Origin of the sequence: Evansella sp. AB-rgal1, from assembly GCF_041820985.1 — a bacterium.
GTDB lineage: Bacteria > Bacillota > Bacilli > Bacillales > Salisediminibacteriaceae > Evansella.
This window is the reverse complement of the sequence record NZ_JBGUAU010000021.1, coordinates 35,172-52,488: the sequence shown is the minus strand read 5'-3', so window position 1 is coordinate 52,488 and position 17,317 is coordinate 35,172. Positions and strand designations below refer to the sequence as shown.

Annotated in this window: 17 protein-coding genes; 10 read left to right on the top strand and 7 right to left on the bottom strand. The window is 37.1% G+C overall.

Translation table 11 applies throughout. The annotated features are described in order from the left end of the window. The first annotated feature begins 10 nt into the window (after positions 1–10). Positions 11–697, top strand: coding sequence for a pseudouridine synthase (locus ACERII_RS17380; protein ID WP_373644058.1), 687 nt, complete (start codon positions 11–13; stop codon positions 695–697). Between the two features lie 130 nt (positions 698–827). Here the strand turns inward: ACERII_RS17380 and ACERII_RS17375 are convergent, their stop codons facing one another. Further along, complete coding sequence (locus tag ACERII_RS17375) at positions 828–1,046, bottom strand: DeoR family transcriptional regulator (RefSeq protein WP_373644014.1); 219 nt, start codon at positions 1,044–1,046, stop codon at positions 828–830. Positions 1,047–1,482: 436 nt separating this feature from the next. Here ACERII_RS17375 and pepV point away from each other — a divergent pair, with 436 nt between their 5' ends. Next, a complete protein-coding gene (gene pepV / locus ACERII_RS17370; RefSeq protein ID WP_373644013.1) occupies positions 1,483–2,871 on the top strand; it encodes a dipeptidase PepV in 1,389 nt (462 codons plus the stop codon). Between the two features lie 93 nt (positions 2,872–2,964). Here pepV and cysK read toward each other — a convergent pair whose 3' ends face one another. Next, positions 2,965–3,915 (bottom strand): cysteine synthase A, encoded by a 951-nt coding sequence (gene cysK, locus ACERII_RS17365; protein WP_373644012.1) that lies wholly within the window; start codon positions 3,913–3,915, stop codon positions 2,965–2,967. Between the two features lie 132 nt (positions 3,916–4,047). Between cysK and thpR the strand changes: the two genes are divergently transcribed. The 3 genes from thpR (at position 4,048) to ACERII_RS17350 (ending at position 6,623) form a co-directional block, all read left to right on the top strand. Beyond that, positions 4,048–4,620: an RNA 2',3'-cyclic phosphodiesterase gene (gene thpR / locus ACERII_RS17360; RefSeq protein WP_373644011.1), complete on the top strand. Its 573-nt coding sequence runs from the start codon at positions 4,048–4,050 to the stop codon at positions 4,618–4,620. An 83-nt stretch (positions 4,621–4,703) separates the two neighbouring features. Beyond that, positions 4,704–5,591, top strand: coding sequence for a hypothetical protein (locus ACERII_RS17355; RefSeq protein ID WP_373644010.1), 888 nt, complete (start codon positions 4,704–4,706; stop codon positions 5,589–5,591). A 249-nt stretch (positions 5,592–5,840) separates the two neighbouring features. Next, the gene (locus ACERII_RS17350) at positions 5,841–6,623 is read left to right on the top strand and encodes a phosphotransferase family protein (protein ID WP_373644009.1); all 783 of its coding nucleotides are present in this window, start codon (positions 5,841–5,843) and stop codon (positions 6,621–6,623) included. 605 nt (positions 6,624–7,228) lie between these two features. Here ACERII_RS17350 and ACERII_RS17345 read toward each other — a convergent pair. Beyond that, positions 7,229–7,498: a YtzH-like family protein gene (locus ACERII_RS17345; RefSeq protein WP_373644008.1), complete on the bottom strand. Its 270-nt coding sequence runs from the start codon at positions 7,496–7,498 to the stop codon at positions 7,229–7,231. 79 nt (positions 7,499–7,577) lie between these two features. Next, on the bottom strand, positions 7,578–7,934 hold the full coding sequence (locus ACERII_RS17340) for a YtzH-like family protein (RefSeq protein ID WP_373644007.1): 357 nt from the start codon (positions 7,932–7,934) through the stop codon (positions 7,578–7,580). Positions 7,935–8,450: 516 nt separating this feature from the next. Between ACERII_RS17340 and trmB the strand changes: the two genes are divergently transcribed. Continuing rightward, on the top strand, positions 8,451–9,086 hold the full coding sequence (gene trmB / locus ACERII_RS17335; protein WP_373644006.1) for a tRNA (guanosine(46)-N7)-methyltransferase TrmB: 636 nt from the start codon (positions 8,451–8,453) through the stop codon (positions 9,084–9,086). Between the two features lie 31 nt (positions 9,087–9,117). Beyond that, positions 9,118–9,972: a YtnP family quorum-quenching lactonase gene (locus tag ACERII_RS17330; RefSeq protein WP_373644057.1), complete on the top strand. Its 855-nt coding sequence runs from the start codon at positions 9,118–9,120 to the stop codon at positions 9,970–9,972. 48 nt (positions 9,973–10,020) lie between these two features. Here the strand turns inward: ACERII_RS17330 and ACERII_RS17325 are convergent, their stop codons facing one another. Next, a complete protein-coding gene (locus ACERII_RS17325; protein WP_373644005.1) occupies positions 10,021–12,441 on the bottom strand; it encodes a S8 family serine peptidase in 2,421 nt (806 codons plus the stop codon). 895 nt (positions 12,442–13,336) lie between these two features. After that, entirely contained in the window at positions 13,337–13,660 is a 324-nt protein-coding gene (locus ACERII_RS17320) for a PepSY domain-containing protein (RefSeq protein ID WP_373644004.1), read from the bottom strand. A gap of 281 nt (positions 13,661–13,941) precedes the next feature. Between ACERII_RS17320 and ACERII_RS17315 the strand changes: the two genes are divergently transcribed. Together ACERII_RS17315 and ACERII_RS17310 are read left to right on the top strand one after the other, a co-directional pair. Next, entirely contained in the window at positions 13,942–15,015 is a 1,074-nt protein-coding gene (locus ACERII_RS17315) for a M42 family metallopeptidase (protein WP_373644002.1), read from the top strand. Positions 15,016–15,325: 310 nt separating this feature from the next. Further along, a complete protein-coding gene (locus ACERII_RS17310) occupies positions 15,326–15,847 on the top strand; it encodes a DUF84 family protein (protein WP_373644001.1) in 522 nt (173 codons plus the stop codon). Between the two features lie 247 nt (positions 15,848–16,094). Here ACERII_RS17310 and ACERII_RS17305 read toward each other — a convergent pair whose 3' ends face one another. Further along, positions 16,095–16,541 (bottom strand): YtoQ family protein, encoded by a 447-nt coding sequence (locus ACERII_RS17305; RefSeq protein ID WP_373644000.1) that lies wholly within the window; start codon positions 16,539–16,541, stop codon positions 16,095–16,097. Positions 16,542–16,711: 170 nt separating this feature from the next. On the opposite strand from ACERII_RS17305, the gene ACERII_RS17300 reads away from it, so the two are divergent. Next, entirely contained in the window at positions 16,712–17,224 is a 513-nt protein-coding gene (locus tag ACERII_RS17300; protein ID WP_373643999.1) for a hypothetical protein, read from the top strand. The last annotated feature ends 93 nt before the right edge of the window (positions 17,225–17,317 follow it).

The following is a 17,317-nucleotide window of genomic DNA, read 5'->3' as shown; positions in this document are numbered from 1 at the left end:
GTTAGCGAATATGGGGCATGGCTCAAGGAAAGAAGTGAAGAAGCTATTAAAAGGAGGAGGTTTAACTGTTGATGGAACGATAGTGAAAGACGGTAAAGTACAAGTAAACCCTGAGGAAGATATTATTGAGATTTACGGTGAGAGAGTGGAATATAAACCGTATATTTATTTCATGATGAATAAACCAAAAGGAGTTATTTCTGCAACAGAGGATATAGCGGAGCGTACTGTTGTAGATCTTTTACATACTGATGATGCCATATATGAACCATTTCCTGTTGGTAGGCTTGATAAAGATACAACAGGGTTTATGTTGCTTACGAATGATGGGAAACTAGCACACCAACTTACTTCTCCGAAAAAAAAGGTCGATAAAATGTATCGAGTTCATATTGAGAAAGTTTTGAGTGCAGAAGAGGAAGGACTATTACAGAATGGTGTAACGTTAGAAGATGGATATGTAACGAAGCCAGCGAAACTTGAGTATATAGATGACAAAAATAGAACGGTCGTTCATTTAACAATTACAGAGGGGAAATTTCATCAAGTGAAGCGGATGTTTCTAGCAGTTGATAATAAGGTAGTTGCTTTAAAAAGGGAAAGAATAGGTCCAATAGACCTAGATCCAACGTTACTTCCCGGTGAATACCGAGAATTGACTGAAGAAGAAGTAGAGTTGTTGAGGAACAGTAAGTAATTAATGGATGACTGGCAAAGGTGTTGCTCACTACAGATGCTAGAGCAACAATAGCATTAAGTACATAGCAGCTTGGTTTTTTGCACAAAGAAGCAAGTAAAAGGATAAAGACCTTTTACTTGCTTCTTCTTTACGATACTTTTGTTTTTCTGTTGGTTGTTGTCCATTTGCCGCGTTTGGGACTGTCCACGAGTTTATTGTAAACTAATACATTAAGGTCTCGTTGTATTGTCCGTTGGGTTGTTCCGAATTCTTCAACCAGTTCCTTCGTGGAGACGCTCCCCCTTTTCTTAATATAAAGGTAGATGGATTTAATCCTAGTCAACATCCGGTCCGTTGAAGTTTTCAAATAACCACTCCCCTAATCGTTTTCAATGTAAAGATGGAACCAAACAATATTCATAGTCCTCATATAAAAATGCAATAGATGTAAACGAAACGAAGAAAAAGAATAGATATATTGGTTAATTAAAACGAATTAGTTTCATGTTATGGTGGAAAAATAATCGTTCACTCCTTTCTTTTATTTTATGTAGGAAAATGTAGGAAGTAAAGAGGAATATTGTAAAGTTTTTGAAAAGTCTGTAAATAAATCTTACAAATACCTCTTTCTTTCATTCATATGAAGTACAGCACTAGAAAAGAAGTATTTATATAGATCTAGTAAGAGGAATTTATGAAACGTGATAAACTAGTGACAGGGTCCTTACCCTTGAAAAATGGGTGATAATGTACCTCGTACAAAATAGTATTTAAAAATAATAGAGCATAAAGGAGAAGTTTCGATGCATTGGAAAAAAGAAGTGGAAGCAATATCAGAAGACTTGATTATACATACACAAAAATTATTACAGATAAAAAGTGTTTTAGATGATGATACCAAAACAGAAGATGCTCCTTTCGGAAAGGGTATTAGAGAGGCATATGATTGGATGTTAAACCTTGCGAAAAAAGACGGATTCAAGGTTCGTGATGTAGACGGATATGCTGGCCATATTGAGTATGGAGATGGGGAGGGAATAGTTGGTGTTCTTTGTCATTTAGATGTAGTTCCTGAAGGGGAAGGGTGGACATCTCCACCATACAGTGCCGAAATTCGAAACGGGAATATCTATGCTAGAGGTGCAATTGATGATAAAGGCCCCACGATGGCGGCATACTTTGCTCTTAGGTTAGTAAAAGATTTAGGATTACCTTTAACCAAACGCGTGCGGTTAATTTTAGGCAACGATGAAGAAAGTCAATGGCGCTGTGTGGAGCATTATTTCAAATATGAGGAAATGCCTTCCATTGGTTTTGCGCCAGACGCAGATTTTCCGATTATCAATGCTGAAAAGGGAATTTGTGATTTTGAGATTACGACTAAATCTGGAATAAATAGTACAATTAAAGAGTTTCGATCAGGAGAACGGTTGAATATGGTTCCAGAACAGGCTAGCGCTATTATATCAGGTGTCGATATGCAAGAAATAAAGTCTCTCTTTACTAACTTTATAAATAATCATAATGTTAAGGGGGAGATCAAAACGGAAAGAAGTGAAGTAGTAGTTCGGCTTCATGGAAAATCGGCACATGGAATGGAGCCAGATAACGGTGTCAATAGTGGACTACTTCTTGCTCATTTTATTCAAAAATACGTTCCAACTCTATCGGAAAAAGAGAAAAGATTCTTTTTAATCTTAGAAGATTATTTTTATCAATCTTCTCGCGGGGAAAAATTAGGAATTAGTTATTCTGATGAGGTAAAAGGAGATGTAACTGTCAATGTTGGAATTATCTCGTTTACTTCAGAAGGTGGAAAAATAGGCGTTAACTTACGGTACCCAGAAGGAGTTAATTTTACTACCTTATATGACACAATAGAAAATAAATTATCCGAAAAGGAAGCTTCCCTCTCCATCCGGACTCACATCGAACCTCATGCGGTAGAAGAACAACATCCATTAGTACAGACGTTAGTGAAAGTATATGAAGAACAAACGGGAGAGAATGCAGAGTTATTAGCAATAGGGGGAGGAACGTATGCAAGGTCACTTGATGCCGGAGTTGCATTTGGACCTATGTTCCCAGGACAGGTAGATGTTGCTCACCAAGCGGACGAATACATCTCTATCGAAAATTTAAAAAAGGCGACAGCTTTATATGCTCAGGCCATTTATGAGTTAGCGAAATAATGAGCGAAATACCAAAAAAGGATGTCACCTAGAGGTTAACCTATAACCTAAGAGACATCCTTGACATTTTTTCGACATAGATAATGGTTCTATTTATTTCTGAGTTATATCATTATCAAAATCAAAAAGATCCGTTGATAGGTAACGTTCACCAGTATCACAAGCTATTGCAACAACGACATCTTCAGGAGTTAGTCTTTTTGCAACTTGTAATGCAGCGTAGCATGCCGCTCCAGATGAGGGGCCTACAAGAATTCCTTCTCTTCTAGAAAGTTTTCTTGTGATATCGTATGCATCTTCATCGGAAATACAGAAAATTTCATCATACACATCTTGATTTAAAATAGGTGGGATAAATCCAGGACTAGTACCAACTAATTTATGTGGTCCAGGTTTTCCACCAGATAATACTGGAGATCCCTTAGGTTCAACAACATGAATTGTAACTTTTGGGAAAGCTTTCTTTAGTTCTTCTGCGGTACCAGTAATAGTTCCACCTGTACCAGATGCAGCAACAAATGCAGATAATGGCTTGCCTATCATTTTCATACCTTCCACAATTTCTAGAGCTGTAGTATGACGGTGTGCATCAGGGTTCGCTTCATTTTCAAATTGCATTGGCATAAAGCTGTTGGGGATTTCTTTGACAAGTTCATGAGCTTTCTCAATAGCGCCAGGCATTTTTTTGTCACCAGGAGTTAATACTACTTGTGCTCCATATGCCTTTAGTAGATTAATACGCTCTTGTGACATTGTGTCTGGCATAACTAGGATGGAACGGTATCCACGGGCGGCTGCATTCATTGCTAACCCAATTCCTGTGTTACCTGAAGTTGGTTCAATAATAATAGAATTTTCGTTTAAGTGACCTTCTTTCTCAGCTTGTACTATCATGTTATATGCTGCTCGGTCTTTTACACTTCCACTTGGATTCATATTTTCAAGTTTCAGGTATACAGCTGCTCCATTTTTTTCTGGTAGCTGCTGTAGCTTTACTAATGGTGTATTTCCTATTAATTCTGCAACATTGTTTACAACTTGCATGAATAACACGTCCTCTCGGTAAAATATCAATAATATTGGTATACATTATGTAAAAACAAATTATTAAAATCGGAATTATATGCTTTTTTATTATATCATATAACAATAATATGAAAAAAGATGGTGAACTGCATGAAAGAAAACGCACATCACTTTATCGGTATATCCATTCCTAGTAGTATTCAAACGGAACTACAAAGAATTCAAAAACATCTACAGCTTACGAAATATTATAAAAAAGTTACTAATCTTCAGGATTTCCATATAACCCTATTATTTTTAGGTGGGTGGGAAAAAAAGTTTAAAGAAAAGATGTGGAATAACCTACAAAATGAATTGAACTCCATCTCACCTTTTTCGTTATCGTTATTAAACATTGGATATTTTGGTAAAGAAGTAAATCCAAGAGTAATATGGGTGGGGGTTGAAGAGAGTAATCCATTACATGAATTACAAAAAAAAATAACTAGTACGGCAGAAATAATGAACTTTCCAATAGAAAAGAGACCTTACAAGCCGCATATAACATTAGCAAAATCAATCATTAATACCTGTTCCGTTTCACTAAATGATTCTAATGTTCAAACAATTACTTGGGGGGTAGATGCTTTTCATTTGTTTGAGGTAAATCCAGGACAAAGTCCTATGTATAAGACTGTTTCAAAAATTCAACTTACAGGATACAATAGGATAAGGGTGGAGTAAGTTGCCACACTATTAATTGATAGTGAATTGTATCATTTTCAATTAGTTCCATTTTTCTGATACATTTAAATAGGGGTAATGTAATGGCACAGCTTGTTAAATTAAATAATTATATATCAAGGTATGAATCGGATGTTTATCGGTATTCCTCTCGTTTCGTTCGACTTAAGAGAGATCGTTGGAATAAACTTCAACGAACTTGGAATAACCAAACAGTTGAAGAAGAACATAATGATCAAAAAAGAAGTTGGAAACAATGGTTTTTACGGAAGAAGTTAGAAGTAAAAGAGTTAGATATAACCACACATAGTCAAACCATATCAAAGCAACAGTTACGTGAAATATTCTTAACGGAGATGCTTCAGTTTCAAATAAATTGGGCGAGTTCGTCTGTTTTTGAAATATCGAATGTAAAGCGAAAATATTTCCATGACTCACTATTACAAACCTTACTAAAGGAATTGCCTGATTCTTTCTTCCTGTTTTATGAGCCTGTCTTTCTTTCGAAGAAAGCACCTGTTGAGCTAAGTATCGTTTTACTTACTCCGACAGAACTTTGGTTAATTTCTCCGATATTAGGTTCGACCAAAACAATATTCCATCATGATTCCGAGCGTTTTTGGGTAAAAGAAGATGGTAATTCAGAGACAAAAATTCTTTCACCTATCATCTCATTGAAACGAATGAGGACAGTAATTGAACCTATCTTTTTGGAAAAAGGCATATCCATCCCAATCCGTACGTTAGTTCTAGCGAAGGATAGTTATATAGATATACCTAAGTCACAATATAAAATAAAACTAATAGATAAACGTAATTGGCAACAATGGATTCAAACACAAAAAAGTCAATCTATACCGTTAAAACATCATCAATTAAAAACGGTGGATGTTTTATTAGCTAACTGTGCCTCAGTTGGAGAGAGGCGAATGGAAAATATTGTTCAATCTAACTCCATAATAGATGACTAAGAGTATGATAAAGAGTAAAATAAAAGAGTTAGTATGAAAAATCTACTTTATTTTTAATCTTTAAGTTGAACAATCGCTAAATCTTTCTTACAATAGTAAAAGACTTCAAAAATAGATCAAACCTCTAGTTTATAGGAAAGAGCAATGAAAAAGGGTTTCTTTATACTTTTTTAGTGACTTCTTATAGGGTGTGGTGATCTTAAAGGGTCACACAACATCAAAGCTAAGACGAAATTGAGGGTGAAAAGATTGAAACACTTTTTGGGAGAAGAGTGGGATATATGGCCTGCTGGTGGAGCAACCGGTGAAGCATACATCGCACAACAAGGTGATCAAAAAATTTTTATAAAGAGAAACTCTTCTCCTTTCCTAGCAGTTCTTTCTGCTGAAGGAATAGTTCCTAAACTATTATGGACGAAGCGTTTGGAAAATGGTGATGTGATCACTGCTCAAAGGTGGGTCAATGGAAGAGAATTAAAATCACCTGAAATGTGTGAAAAAAGAGTAGCTAGATTATTATCAAAAATTCATCGTTCTGAAGAATTAATAGACATGTTCAAACGTTTGGGGAATCGCCCTCTGACTCCAAAATGTCTGTTGGAAAATATGAAAGAGCGTATAAAGCACTTACAAATACAAGATCCATATATGCTTCAAGGGATTCAGTGGCTTGGAAAAAAAATTGATGGCTTGGAAGACTGTAAGCATGTAGTATGTCATGCCGATTTGAACCATAATAATTGGATGATGAGTGAAGAAAATCTCTATTTAATCGATTGGGACGGTGCAATAATTGCGGATCCAGCCTTAGACATTGCACCACTCTTATATTTATACATTCCACAGGGGGAATGGGAAGCGTGGTTAGGTGAGTATGGAGTCGATAATAATGATGGTCTCATGTATCGTCTTCGTTGGTATATGGTAGCACAATGTGTTGAAAGTATGTTGTGGAGATGGCAACGTCAAGAATATCATGAGATGACGATGTGGTCGGATATATTAAGCCAAATTTTACAGCAGGAAAATTAAATCATAGAAGAAAGAGAGAGGGTGTCTTTATCAAAAATAAAAGGCACCCTTTTCCTTTTGCTTTTTTAAGAGATAAGAGTTTATAGAATTTTTTTGAACTTAGAAGAAAGGTGTCTAGCTCCATTCGCCAGGACCTCGTGTCAAATAACCTGGCCGATTAGAAGTAAAAAGCACTTTTTTTTCTAGCTTCATCCGCTATCTGCTGTGAAAAATAACCTTCCAGTTAGAAAAGTAAAAAGCACTTTTCAACTGAAAGAACATTTTTCTTCGCAGATATGCAAGCGGATTCCGCTTTTCGTGTTGTCTAGCTACATCCGCTATCTGCTGTGAAAAATAACCTTCCAGTTAGAAAAGTAAAAAGCACTTTTCAACTGAAAGAACATTTTTCTTCGCAGATATGCAAGCGGATTCCGCTTTTCGTGTTGTCTAGCTACATCCGCTATCTGCTGTGAAAAATAACCTTCCAGTTAGAAAAGTAGAAAGCACTTTTCAACTGAAAGAACATTTTTCTTCGCAGATATGCAAGCGGATTCCGCTTTTCGTTCGTCCAGAACATTTGCATTTCGGTGGGAGACAGGATGTCGATATGATGCCGTGCGCTTTTCTTACTTACTTACAAAATTCTCTAATTTTCGTAAATATTGTTGAATTTCAGTAGAAGTAAAATTGCTCTGCATTCCTTCTTTATCATGTTGATAAGAAAATTGTTCTAAACTCATTAACGCAGCTTTCACTTCATCAGGAACCTCATTGTTTTCTAACATATTGCTTATTAAATGCTCCATTTGTTCAAACTCATCATGAGATCCATAATTTTCATCTTGTTGGTTGTGTAATATATCAACAAGTAATTGAAGTTGGTGATGGTAGTTCATCGATGTAACACATCCTTTCATTTTAGAGGAAATCCTTCAAATATAAGGATGTGTTTTCTTTGAAAAAATATGCGTATCCTTACACTTCTCTTCCTTGTCTTTGTTTATAATCAATAGTTACAGCACCGCCACCTTCATTTAGCAATGTTAACTCCTCTAACCATCGAGTAATGTTTAATCGGTGTAGATTAACGAAGTCGTCCATTTCCTTATCCCTTGGAGAGTTCTTGACATAACTATGAATTTCTTCAATGGTACCTTGAAAATTCTCATTAATAAATTCGTCTCGTAACTGAGAAATGATTTTATCTAATCGTTCAAACTGGCTTTCAGAAGCTGTCTTCAATACTAGTTGTTCTTTCAAAATATCCTTTACATGGTCAACCATGAGAAGCCTGTCCAACATTAACACCTCCATATATTTTGAAATTAGCATTGGCTATGTAACTCCCTTACCCCAAAACGACAAGAATTACACATAAAAGAGAAAAAAGCTTTTTTACACATATGTTTTCGTATAATATAGGATGGGTAGACTATCGTACAAGTGAAATTAGTGTAATGAACAGGATAGCCACCCATGTAAGTGGAAATTTACCATGGCGGGTGAAAATTCGCTGAATAGTAGTAGGTTAGTACATTCAATTATATATGGAATGAGCGAATGCCAAAGGAACTCCACTGAGAAGCAGAGTAAAGGCGAGACAACGTAGTAGACGGGAGCCAGGATGGCGACATGACGCCGTTGCTCACAGGACGTGGGTACGTACTTAGGCGGAATTGACGAAGATGTCTCGGCAGCTCCCCACAGGAAAGGGAGTGGGAAGTAGCGAATGGAATAGAAACCAACAATATTAGGAATACTAGATAAGTTAACCACCAATTGAGATTACGTATTTTCAGGGTAGACTATAACTAAAGTTATTTATAATTATATGGAGAGTGAAATTACATGCGTTTACGAAATAAACCTTGGGCTTCCAAGGTGATAGAAGAGAATTCCCAAGTTGTTATACCAAATCCGAAAGAGTGTAAAGGCAAATGGCATACTGTCTTTGAAAATAAGAATCCCATTCATGTCGAAGTAGGCACTGGGAAAGGGCGCTTTGTTACAAGAATGGCAGAAGCACACAAAGATAGAAATGTCATAGGCATGGAAAAATACGATAGTGTTATCCTTACTGCAGTGGAGCGAATAATAGAAAAACCTTTGCAAAATATTCGATTGATAAAAGAAGATGTAGAATTAATTACTGATTTTTTTGCTCCCGGAGAAGTAGATCGTCTTTACATAAATTTTACTGACCCGTGGCCAAAAAATCGCCATGAAAAACGTAGATTAACTTCCTCAGGATTTTTACAAAAATATGTAGACTTATTACAAGAAAACGGTGAAATTCACTTTAAGACAGATAATGAAGGCTTATTTGAATATTCACTTGAGAGTATGTCACAGTTTGGTTTGAAACTAAAAAACATTCGTCTAGATCTGCACCGCTCTGGAATGGAAGGAAATATCATGACAGAGTATGAAGAGCGTTTTGTAGAAAAAGGAATGCGTATCTTTCGAGTAGAAGCATATAAATAACATAGTTTGAGGGAGATGAGTTTATATGGCGATGGAGCGTTGGGAAATGGCAGATGTAACATTTACTTGGTTAAATGGTGGAGTCACTCATATGGACGGAGGAGCAATGTTCGGAGTGGTTCCAAAACCACTATGGTCACGGAAATATCCTTTAAATGAAAATAACCAAATAGAACTTCGAACGGATCCAATCTTGATTCAAGTTGATGGGAAAAACCTCTTAGTTGAAACAGGAATAGGAAACGGGAAATTTATTGAGAAATCTCTAAGGAATTTTGGGATTACACAAGAGTCGAAGGTGGAAGAAAGTCTATCCAAGCTTGGGCTTACTGTTGGTGAAATTGATTATGTTTTAATGACTCATATGCACTTTGATCATCTAAGTGGTGCCACGAAATGGGATGGGGATAAACTCATTTCCACATTTCCTAATGCTACATACTGGGTTCAAGAAGTAGAATGGGAAGAAACAAGGAATCCGAATATTCGTTCTCGTAATACGTATTTTGAAGCAAACTGGCAGGCTATTGAAGACCAAGTGAAGACATTTAGTGATAAAGTGGAAGTTGTGGAAGGGGTTCAGCTTATCCATACTGGTGGTCATAGCGCGGGGCATTGTATTTTAAAAGTGGAGCGTGACGGTGAAACAGCAATCCACCTGGCAGATATCATGCCAACTCACGCCCATCAAAATGTCTTATGGGTATTAGCGTATGATGATTACCCAATAGATTCCATCGCAATGAAACAAAAATACTTGCTTCCAGCAATCGAAAAACAAGCATGGTTCTTCTTTTATCATGATTATAAGTACCGCGTGCTGAAGTGGGATGAGGAAGGTAAGGTTGTGGAGGAAGCGGTGTTGAGAAACCAAGAGAATGAATAACATGCCAAAGGAGCCAAACAACATGTTTGGCTCCTCCGTTAGAATTTATTAGTCTTTTGTCACTAACCAACCTTTATACTCAGATCTACCATCCTTCACTACATATGCGAACATGGCATAAGTTCCATTTGCCAATTCTTCGCCATCAATATTTCCATCCCATAAGAATTCATGTACTGGACCAGGTGCGTTTGTAAATGGACCGAAAATATGGATCTCATCTCCAACTGCTCCATTTGTGAATTCAAATAGATCGTACTCAATGTAATCTGCACCACGAGGTATGAAAGAACCAATGTTGTAAGTGCCATCTCCAGCATTTGTTAAATACACTCCTTCTAGAAGTGTTACTGGATAATCAGGCTCTCCTACAAATAAGATTGTTGGTACATTGATTGTATTTAATCCATCGCTAATAGTAATAGAGCCTTCATAATATCCAGGATCTAATTTAGAAGTATCTACCTGAACATTGAAGTTCACTTGCTGAGATTTACCAGGTTGTACATTTAAGTTTTTGCTAGTCATTACTTTAATGCCATCTGGGTGTCCAGCAAATTCAACATCAAATGTATATCGTTTTCTTTGATCAGAAAGGTTTTTCATTTCAAAGCTTTGTCTTTCCACTTGGCGACCCTTGTCCTTTACAAACTTACCGAAGGAGTGGCTTCCTGGAATAGCAAGAGTCTTTGTTTGAATTGCTTCTAATACACGGATACTTCCAGCACCTTGTGTGTTTACAGGGTACGATTTACCAGTTGCAGGATCGATCACATCTACTGCAGTGTTCATTAACGCTGATTTTACATCGAATACACCCCAAGTAGGATTAGCTTCCAAGATTAATGCAACGGCACCCGCTACGTGTGGCGCTGACATACTTGTTCCTTGGAATGCAGCATAACCGTGAGGGTTGTCAGGATTATGTGTTGGAATTGTACTTACAATGTTTACCCCAGGCGCTCCAACATCAGGTTTGATCATCCAAGTATTCATTACTGGACCACGAGAGGAGAAGTCTGCTACTGTCTCGCCTACTTCATATGCAAACTCAATATCAAAGGATACCGTATTGTTTCCTAAGGCTAGTTCAGCAAGTAATTTCTGACCATCCGCTAATGTTGTTTTAATTGTTGGAACAGCCATACCAGGAACGTCAGGGTGTTCACCGGCTACGTTGTTGTAGATGATTGCTCCAACAGCTCCTGCATTTTTCGCATTTTCTGCTTTATCAACGAAAGCGAAATCGCCACGAGAAATTAATGCGATTTTTCCTTCTAAGTCTTTCCCTTCGAAATCTGCTACCGCTCCTAAACCTACATCAACAAATTCAAACTCCTCACCATCTAAGGACAATAATTCACCTTCGCTAGGGAAGCCCATTACTTTCGCTGAAGGATATTCTACCTCATCAGACGTGAAGATTTCAGATGAGAATACGTTATATGGTAAGCGATTCGCACCTACAGAAATAGCTTCACGGGAAGTTCCGGGAGAACCTACTGTCCAGTTGTCAGGACCGCTATTTCCATTTGATGTAACAGCAACAACACCTTCAGCCATTGCCCAGTCTAGCGCAATACTGGTTGCCCAGTCAGGGTCGTTCTGTGTGTTTCCTAAAGATAGGTTCATAACGTTAACACCATCTTGTACGGCACGTTCGATACCTGCAACAACATTTTCTGTTGTACCGCTACCACCAGGACCGAGTACACGGTAAGCTAAAAGTGTAGCGTCAGGTGCAACACCTTTAATTGCACCATTTGCAGCAACGGTACCAGCTACGTGAGTCCCATGGTTCGTGGAGCCACCACGAGGATCATCAGCAGGTGTTTCTTGTGGATCATCATTGTTATCTACAAAATCCCATCCTTTATAGTCACCGAAGGCATGAGCTAGATCAGGGTGAGTGTAATCTGTACCAGTATCAATGATTGCTACTGTTACTCCTTCTCCAGTGTAGCCAGCATCCCATGCTAAGTTTGATCCTATGAAGGGAGCACTATCCATCATGTTAGGGTTAACAGCATCCCAAGCAACTTCTACCGCATCCACTGTATATTCTACATTCGGATAAACAGCCTTTACTCCAGGAATTAAAAGAAGTTGTCTAATTTCATTTGCTGGAAGCTCAACTGAGAACCCAGAGAAAACGTGTTCATACTCTCTATTCACTGTTACATTGTCTACTTTACTTTCAAGAGTAGAGATGACATTTCCTCTTGCTTTTTGTAGCTTTGCAGAAGATTGGCTTTTTCCTTTATGCTTAGCTTCCACAATAGATTCTTCTGTTAGTTCAACCATAACCTTAGTAAGTACTGATGACGATAAATCCATTTCACCTTTAACAACTGCCGACTGATCAATAGAAAGATTATTACTAGCTAGTCCAAATGAAGTGAAACCTGTTACGAATAATAGCATGAATGCAAGAGCTAGTAAAAATGACTTGTTAAATGTCCTTTTCAAATGAATCCCTCCACAAATATAGTATTAAAATGTAGAACTAAAAAACGTTGCCCCCTTTCAAAGTATTTTGAAAGGCGAACCTTTCGTTTAGATTAAATTCCACAGTTCTTTCATATGTCCTTTAGTGCAAAAGAACGAAAATTTACAATAGTCTGAAAATATAACGGTTAAAGTACTACACAGAAACTCTTCTATGTAATTATAGACCTATAAAATCGACGATTGTTGTCGGAAAATCTAATACCATAGGGATGAGTAAATGACAAATACTGTGTTGTTTCTTTGTTAGATTTACTCAAAGAAAATAGGAGATTTGCTAATTTCTTATGAAGGTTTCGAAATAATACAATGTAAAATCTAAAGAATATTCTTTCACAAGGTATAAAAGAACTATTATTTTTAGAGTAAGTGTAGAGTTTTTAGGTTGAAAATATGGGGGGGATCAAAAATAGGAAAGAAGTCCTTCTGTATATTATTTATAAAAATAACATTTTTTTATATTAGGCTATGTAAAAGGACAGTGATTTTTGTGCATTGTTAATTTCACCGAATGTACCAAACTTGTGAGGGATAAGCGGACCAGGCGAGACCACGCAGGAAGGCGGAAACCAAGTTGGCAACATGAGACCGTTGCTTGCGGTTCGCCCTAGGAATGCCAGAACCCTGGAGTGAAAATCAACATCAACGTTGAACAGAGCCAAATATTAAAAAAACATCTCCCGCGGAAGATGTCTTTAAAAGATGGCTATGTTAAAGGATAAGTATCTATTTGTGAAATGTTGATTTTTATGGATATGGCAAGTCTCCTAAGGGATAGCGAGCAACCTGTAATAAAAATCAACATCATCGATGAACAAAGCCTAAAAAAGATAAGTATCGAGTTTTTAATTTCATTTTAATCCTCTTGTTTCTCTAATTTAAGTATAGAACCTGTAGTAGCATCTACATAAAATTCATAGGCACTCATGGTACCGTCTTCATCTGTGCAAGTAATTCCACCACGATACACATCAAAAGTTAACTGGTCCTGATCCAACTTTTCTGTAATCATATGAACCCAAGAACCATCAATGGAACCTAAGTGCTGTGCTTTTCTTTTCACCATCTTCAAGGCTTTTTCAGGAGATAGCTGACCTTGTGTTTTTTCTAGCTGACTTTTAGCAAGTAGTGTTACAGCTACACCAGTACCAACACCAACTGCAAAACGCTTCCATCCCATTCGGTACACCTTCTTTCAATTAGTAATCATTTTATATCATTTCTATTCTTACGCAATTACATTCTTTCTACAGTATATCGAAGAAAAAAATAAATGCCAAATTAAAGAAATTATTTTTTGAAATAAAATATAGACAACATACAGAAAATAAATAGGACTAAATACTATTTTAGAAAATAAAAACGATTATTTCGTTATGCGAAAAAACTGGAAAGAATTTTAACATTTCGTTAAAATAGGAGTAGATACATAGAATTTATGCAAGGAGAAGGGAGTTTACAATGAAACAATCTACGTTAGAAATGTTTAAAACGTTAACTCAACTACCTGGTGCTCCAGGATTTGAACACGAAGTACGAGCCTTTGTTCGGGAAGAATTGAAAAAATATAGTGACGAAGTGATTCAAGATAACCTTGGAGGTATCTTTGGTGTTAAAAAAGGAGATGAGTCAGGTCCACGAGTGATGGTTGCGGGCCACATGGACGAGGTTGGTTTTATGGTAACATCCATCACAGAGAAAGGACTAATTCGTTTTCAAACACTAGGTGGATGGTGGAGTCAGGTTCTACTAGCTCAACGTTTTCAAATTATTACCGATCAAGGACCAGTTCTCGGTGTCGTTGGATCTATTCCTCCTCACCTCTTAGATGAGGCAAAACGAAGCAAGCCAATGGATATTAAAAACATGTATATTGATATAGGTGCAGATGATAAAGCTGATGCAGAGCGTATAGGAATTAAACCAGGTCAGCAAATTGTTCCTATTTGTCCGTTCGAAAAAATGGCAAATGAAAAGAAAATAATGGCTAAAGCTTGGGATAATAGATATGGAGTTGGCTTGGCAATTGAGTTGCTTGAAGAATTAAAGGATGAAAAGACACCAAACATTTTATATTCTGGGGCAACAGTACAAGAAGAAGTTGGACTACGTGGAGCTCAAGTAGCAGCAAATATGATTAATCCTGATATTTTCTATGCTCTAGATGCAAGTCCTGCAAATGATGCTTCAGGTGAGAAAGACGCTTTTGGTCATTTAGGTAAAGGGGCATTAGTTCGTATTTATGACCGAACTATGGTAACACACCGAGGAATGCGTGAATTTATTTTAGATACTGCTGAATCAAATAAAATCCCATATCAATTCTTTATTTCTCAAGGTGGAACGGACGCTGGTCGAGTTCATATGTCAGGTAGTGGTGTACCTTCTGCAGTTATTGGGATTTGTTCTCGCTATATTCATACATCTGCATCCATCATCCATATAGATGACTATGCAGCCGCGAAAGAGCTTGTCACAAAACTAGCTCGTACAACAGACAAAGCAACACTAGAAACAATAAAAGCAAACGTGTAGCAATTAGCCCCTTCAGATTACTTTCTGAAGGGGTATTTAAAAAGATAAGTATACCATTTTTGGACTTAGAAGGTTGTCCAGGTCCAGGTGCCATCTGCTCCTCGTAAACTCGTTCGCAAAGGTGCAAGAAACTGATTCAGGCAGTACTTGGCTCGTGCCAAATAACCTGGCCGATTAAAAGTAAAAAGCACTTTTTATCGTCCAGAACATTTGCATTTCGGTCATGAAATACGCATTGCGAGTTTCTATAAATGAGAAGTTGTAATAGCAAAAGGGTATAGAATAAATGAATACATTAGGAGGATGAACTTTGTTTTCAACTTTACATATAGGTTCAAAAAATCCAGCAAAAATTCGAGCAGTAGAACATGTTTTTTCTAAAAATATAGAAATTATTGCAAAAGATGTTCCTTCCTCTGTCTCACCGCAACCACTCTCTGATCAGGAAACAAAAATTGGTGCAGTGAACAGAGCGAAATATTTGGTTGAAGAGTGTGGAGCTTCTTTAGCTATAGGTTTAGAGGGGGGAGTTGTAGAGGAGAAGGACGGGATGCTTCTTTGTAATTGGGGGGCAATGGTTACAAACAATAATGAGATATTTGTGGCAGGTGGAGCAAGAATTTACTTACCAATTGAACTAGCTGAATCTGTTCGGTCAGGTACAGAACTAGGGGAAGCCATTGATGACTGGGTTAAGAAAGAAGGGGTTCGAAAAGGGGAAGGCACTGTTGGAATTTTAACGGATGGAGTAATTACTCGCGATCAGATGTTTGAACATGTAGTACGGTTATTATATGGACAGTGGAAATTCTCGCAAAAAAGAAGAGGCTGAGACAAAAGTGTTTCCATTGCTGAGAAATTCGAACGAAATGATACTTGCGTATAGTATTCGCTACGTAAATATACTTCGCGTTCCGCGGGAAGCTGGTGAGTCGCCGAGTGCTGAAGCACTCCTGGGGTCTCACCCTTGCCATTTGATCCCGCCGGAGTCATCGTATATTTCCTCCGCTAAGGGTACCTATCGTTCGTGTTCTCAGATTTACACTTTCGTTATGGCCCAGCCTCTTCTTTATAGTCCCTCAGCTTTCATCAAAAATATAAGCCAATGCTTGAAGTGCTTGGTCGACTGTTTCTACTGTAATGTGTGCTTTTTGAGATAGCTCTTTCAAAGGATGATGCAATGATTCAGGGCGTATCAAAATAAGCGGTTTTTGTAATGTGATAGCAGTAGATGCATCCATAGCACTATTCCATTGTTTATATTTTTCTCCAAATAATGCAATGACTACATCAGATTTAGATAGTAATATTTGCGTCCGTAAATTATTCAACTTTGAAGCAGCTTCATCCTTTAAAACTGGGGTAGGTTGTTCTCCTAATATTTCTTCTCCGATATTATCTGAACGCTCATGATTCTCCATCGGTCCAACAAAATGCAAAGGTAAATTGAGAGATGATGCTTTTTCTTTAATTTTCTGTCGCCAATTGTCATGTATCTGTCCTGCTAAATATACTGTTATATTCATCTTTGTTCCTCCTTCAAACCACTTTTTCCCTTATTTTAAGGAATAATAACATAAAATCAAACCAATGATGTGAAAAAAGTATGATAAATAGGAAAATAGACTTGTTTTTTATTACTAGACCTGTGTATCATTAAATAGATTGAGTTAAAGAGAATTAGGGAGTGAGAAATATGATTAGTGGGAAAATAGTAAAATTAACAATGCTATTTTTGGTAGTAGCCGTTCTAAGCGCTTGCAATATTTCAGAAGAGCAAGTTCAGCAGCATGCTTCTGATTCCTTTGAGGAAAAATTAAATCAAGAGAAAAAAACGACAACATACAAGACAAATGATATAGAATTATATATTCCTAGCTTTACAGAAGTGGAAGTGTTAGATGAATATAACCTTGTCCTGGAGAGAGAGAATCACCTTTACTTACTATTTTTAAATGACCTCCCTTATTTTGAAAGTAGAGAGCAACTACTTGAAGAAGTTATGGTAGAAAGTGAGCCATTTATTTTCAAAAAATTAAAAACAGAGGAAGGCCATGGTGCTTATCTTATTGTTACTGAGTTTGATGACGAGCAATACCGGGTTGTAGTAGGATATAATGGCGTTAAAATTACAACGATCTGCACTCTTGCAGAAATGAACTCTACTGCTGAGTTGATGTATGACATTGTACAGTCTGTAAAAAAATAGAGGTACGAAAAATATTCCGATTGTACAATTGGAATATTTTTTTTGCCAAATTTGAACTTTACTATATCCTCCACAGTACATGACATATCAATT

Coding starts and splice junctions, on each gene's coding strand:
- ACERII_RS17380 (WP_373644058.1), top strand. CDS start 11: ATGGGGCATGGCTCAAGGAAAGAAGTGAAGAAGCTATTAAAAGGAGGA.
- pepV (WP_373644013.1), top strand. CDS start 1,483: ATGCATTGGAAAAAAGAAGTGGAAGCAATATCAGAAGACTTGATTATA.
- cysK (WP_373644012.1), bottom strand. CDS start 3,915: ATGCAAGTTGTAAACAATGTTGCAGAATTAATAGGAAATACACCATTA.
- thpR (WP_373644011.1), top strand. CDS start 4,048: ATGAAAGAAAACGCACATCACTTTATCGGTATATCCATTCCTAGTAGT.
- ACERII_RS17355 (WP_373644010.1), top strand. CDS start 4,704: ATGGCACAGCTTGTTAAATTAAATAATTATATATCAAGGTATGAATCG.
- ACERII_RS17345 (WP_373644008.1), bottom strand. CDS start 7,498: ATGAACTACCATCACCAACTTCAATTACTTGTTGATATATTACACAAC.
- ACERII_RS17340 (WP_373644007.1), bottom strand. CDS start 7,934: ATGCTAATTTCAAAATATATGGAGGTGTTAATGTTGGACAGGCTTCTC.
- trmB (WP_373644006.1), top strand. CDS start 8,451: ATGCGTTTACGAAATAAACCTTGGGCTTCCAAGGTGATAGAAGAGAAT.
- ACERII_RS17330 (WP_373644057.1), top strand. CDS start 9,118: ATGGAGCGTTGGGAAATGGCAGATGTAACATTTACTTGGTTAAATGGT.
- ACERII_RS17320 (WP_373644004.1), bottom strand. CDS start 13,660: ATGGGATGGAAGCGTTTTGCAGTTGGTGTTGGTACTGGTGTAGCTGTA.
- ACERII_RS17315 (WP_373644002.1), top strand. CDS start 13,942: ATGAAACAATCTACGTTAGAAATGTTTAAAACGTTAACTCAACTACCT.
- ACERII_RS17305 (WP_373644000.1), bottom strand. CDS start 16,541: ATGAATATAACAGTATATTTAGCAGGACAGATACATGACAATTGGCGA.
- ACERII_RS17300 (WP_373643999.1), top strand. CDS start 16,712: ATGATTAGTGGGAAAATAGTAAAATTAACAATGCTATTTTTGGTAGTA.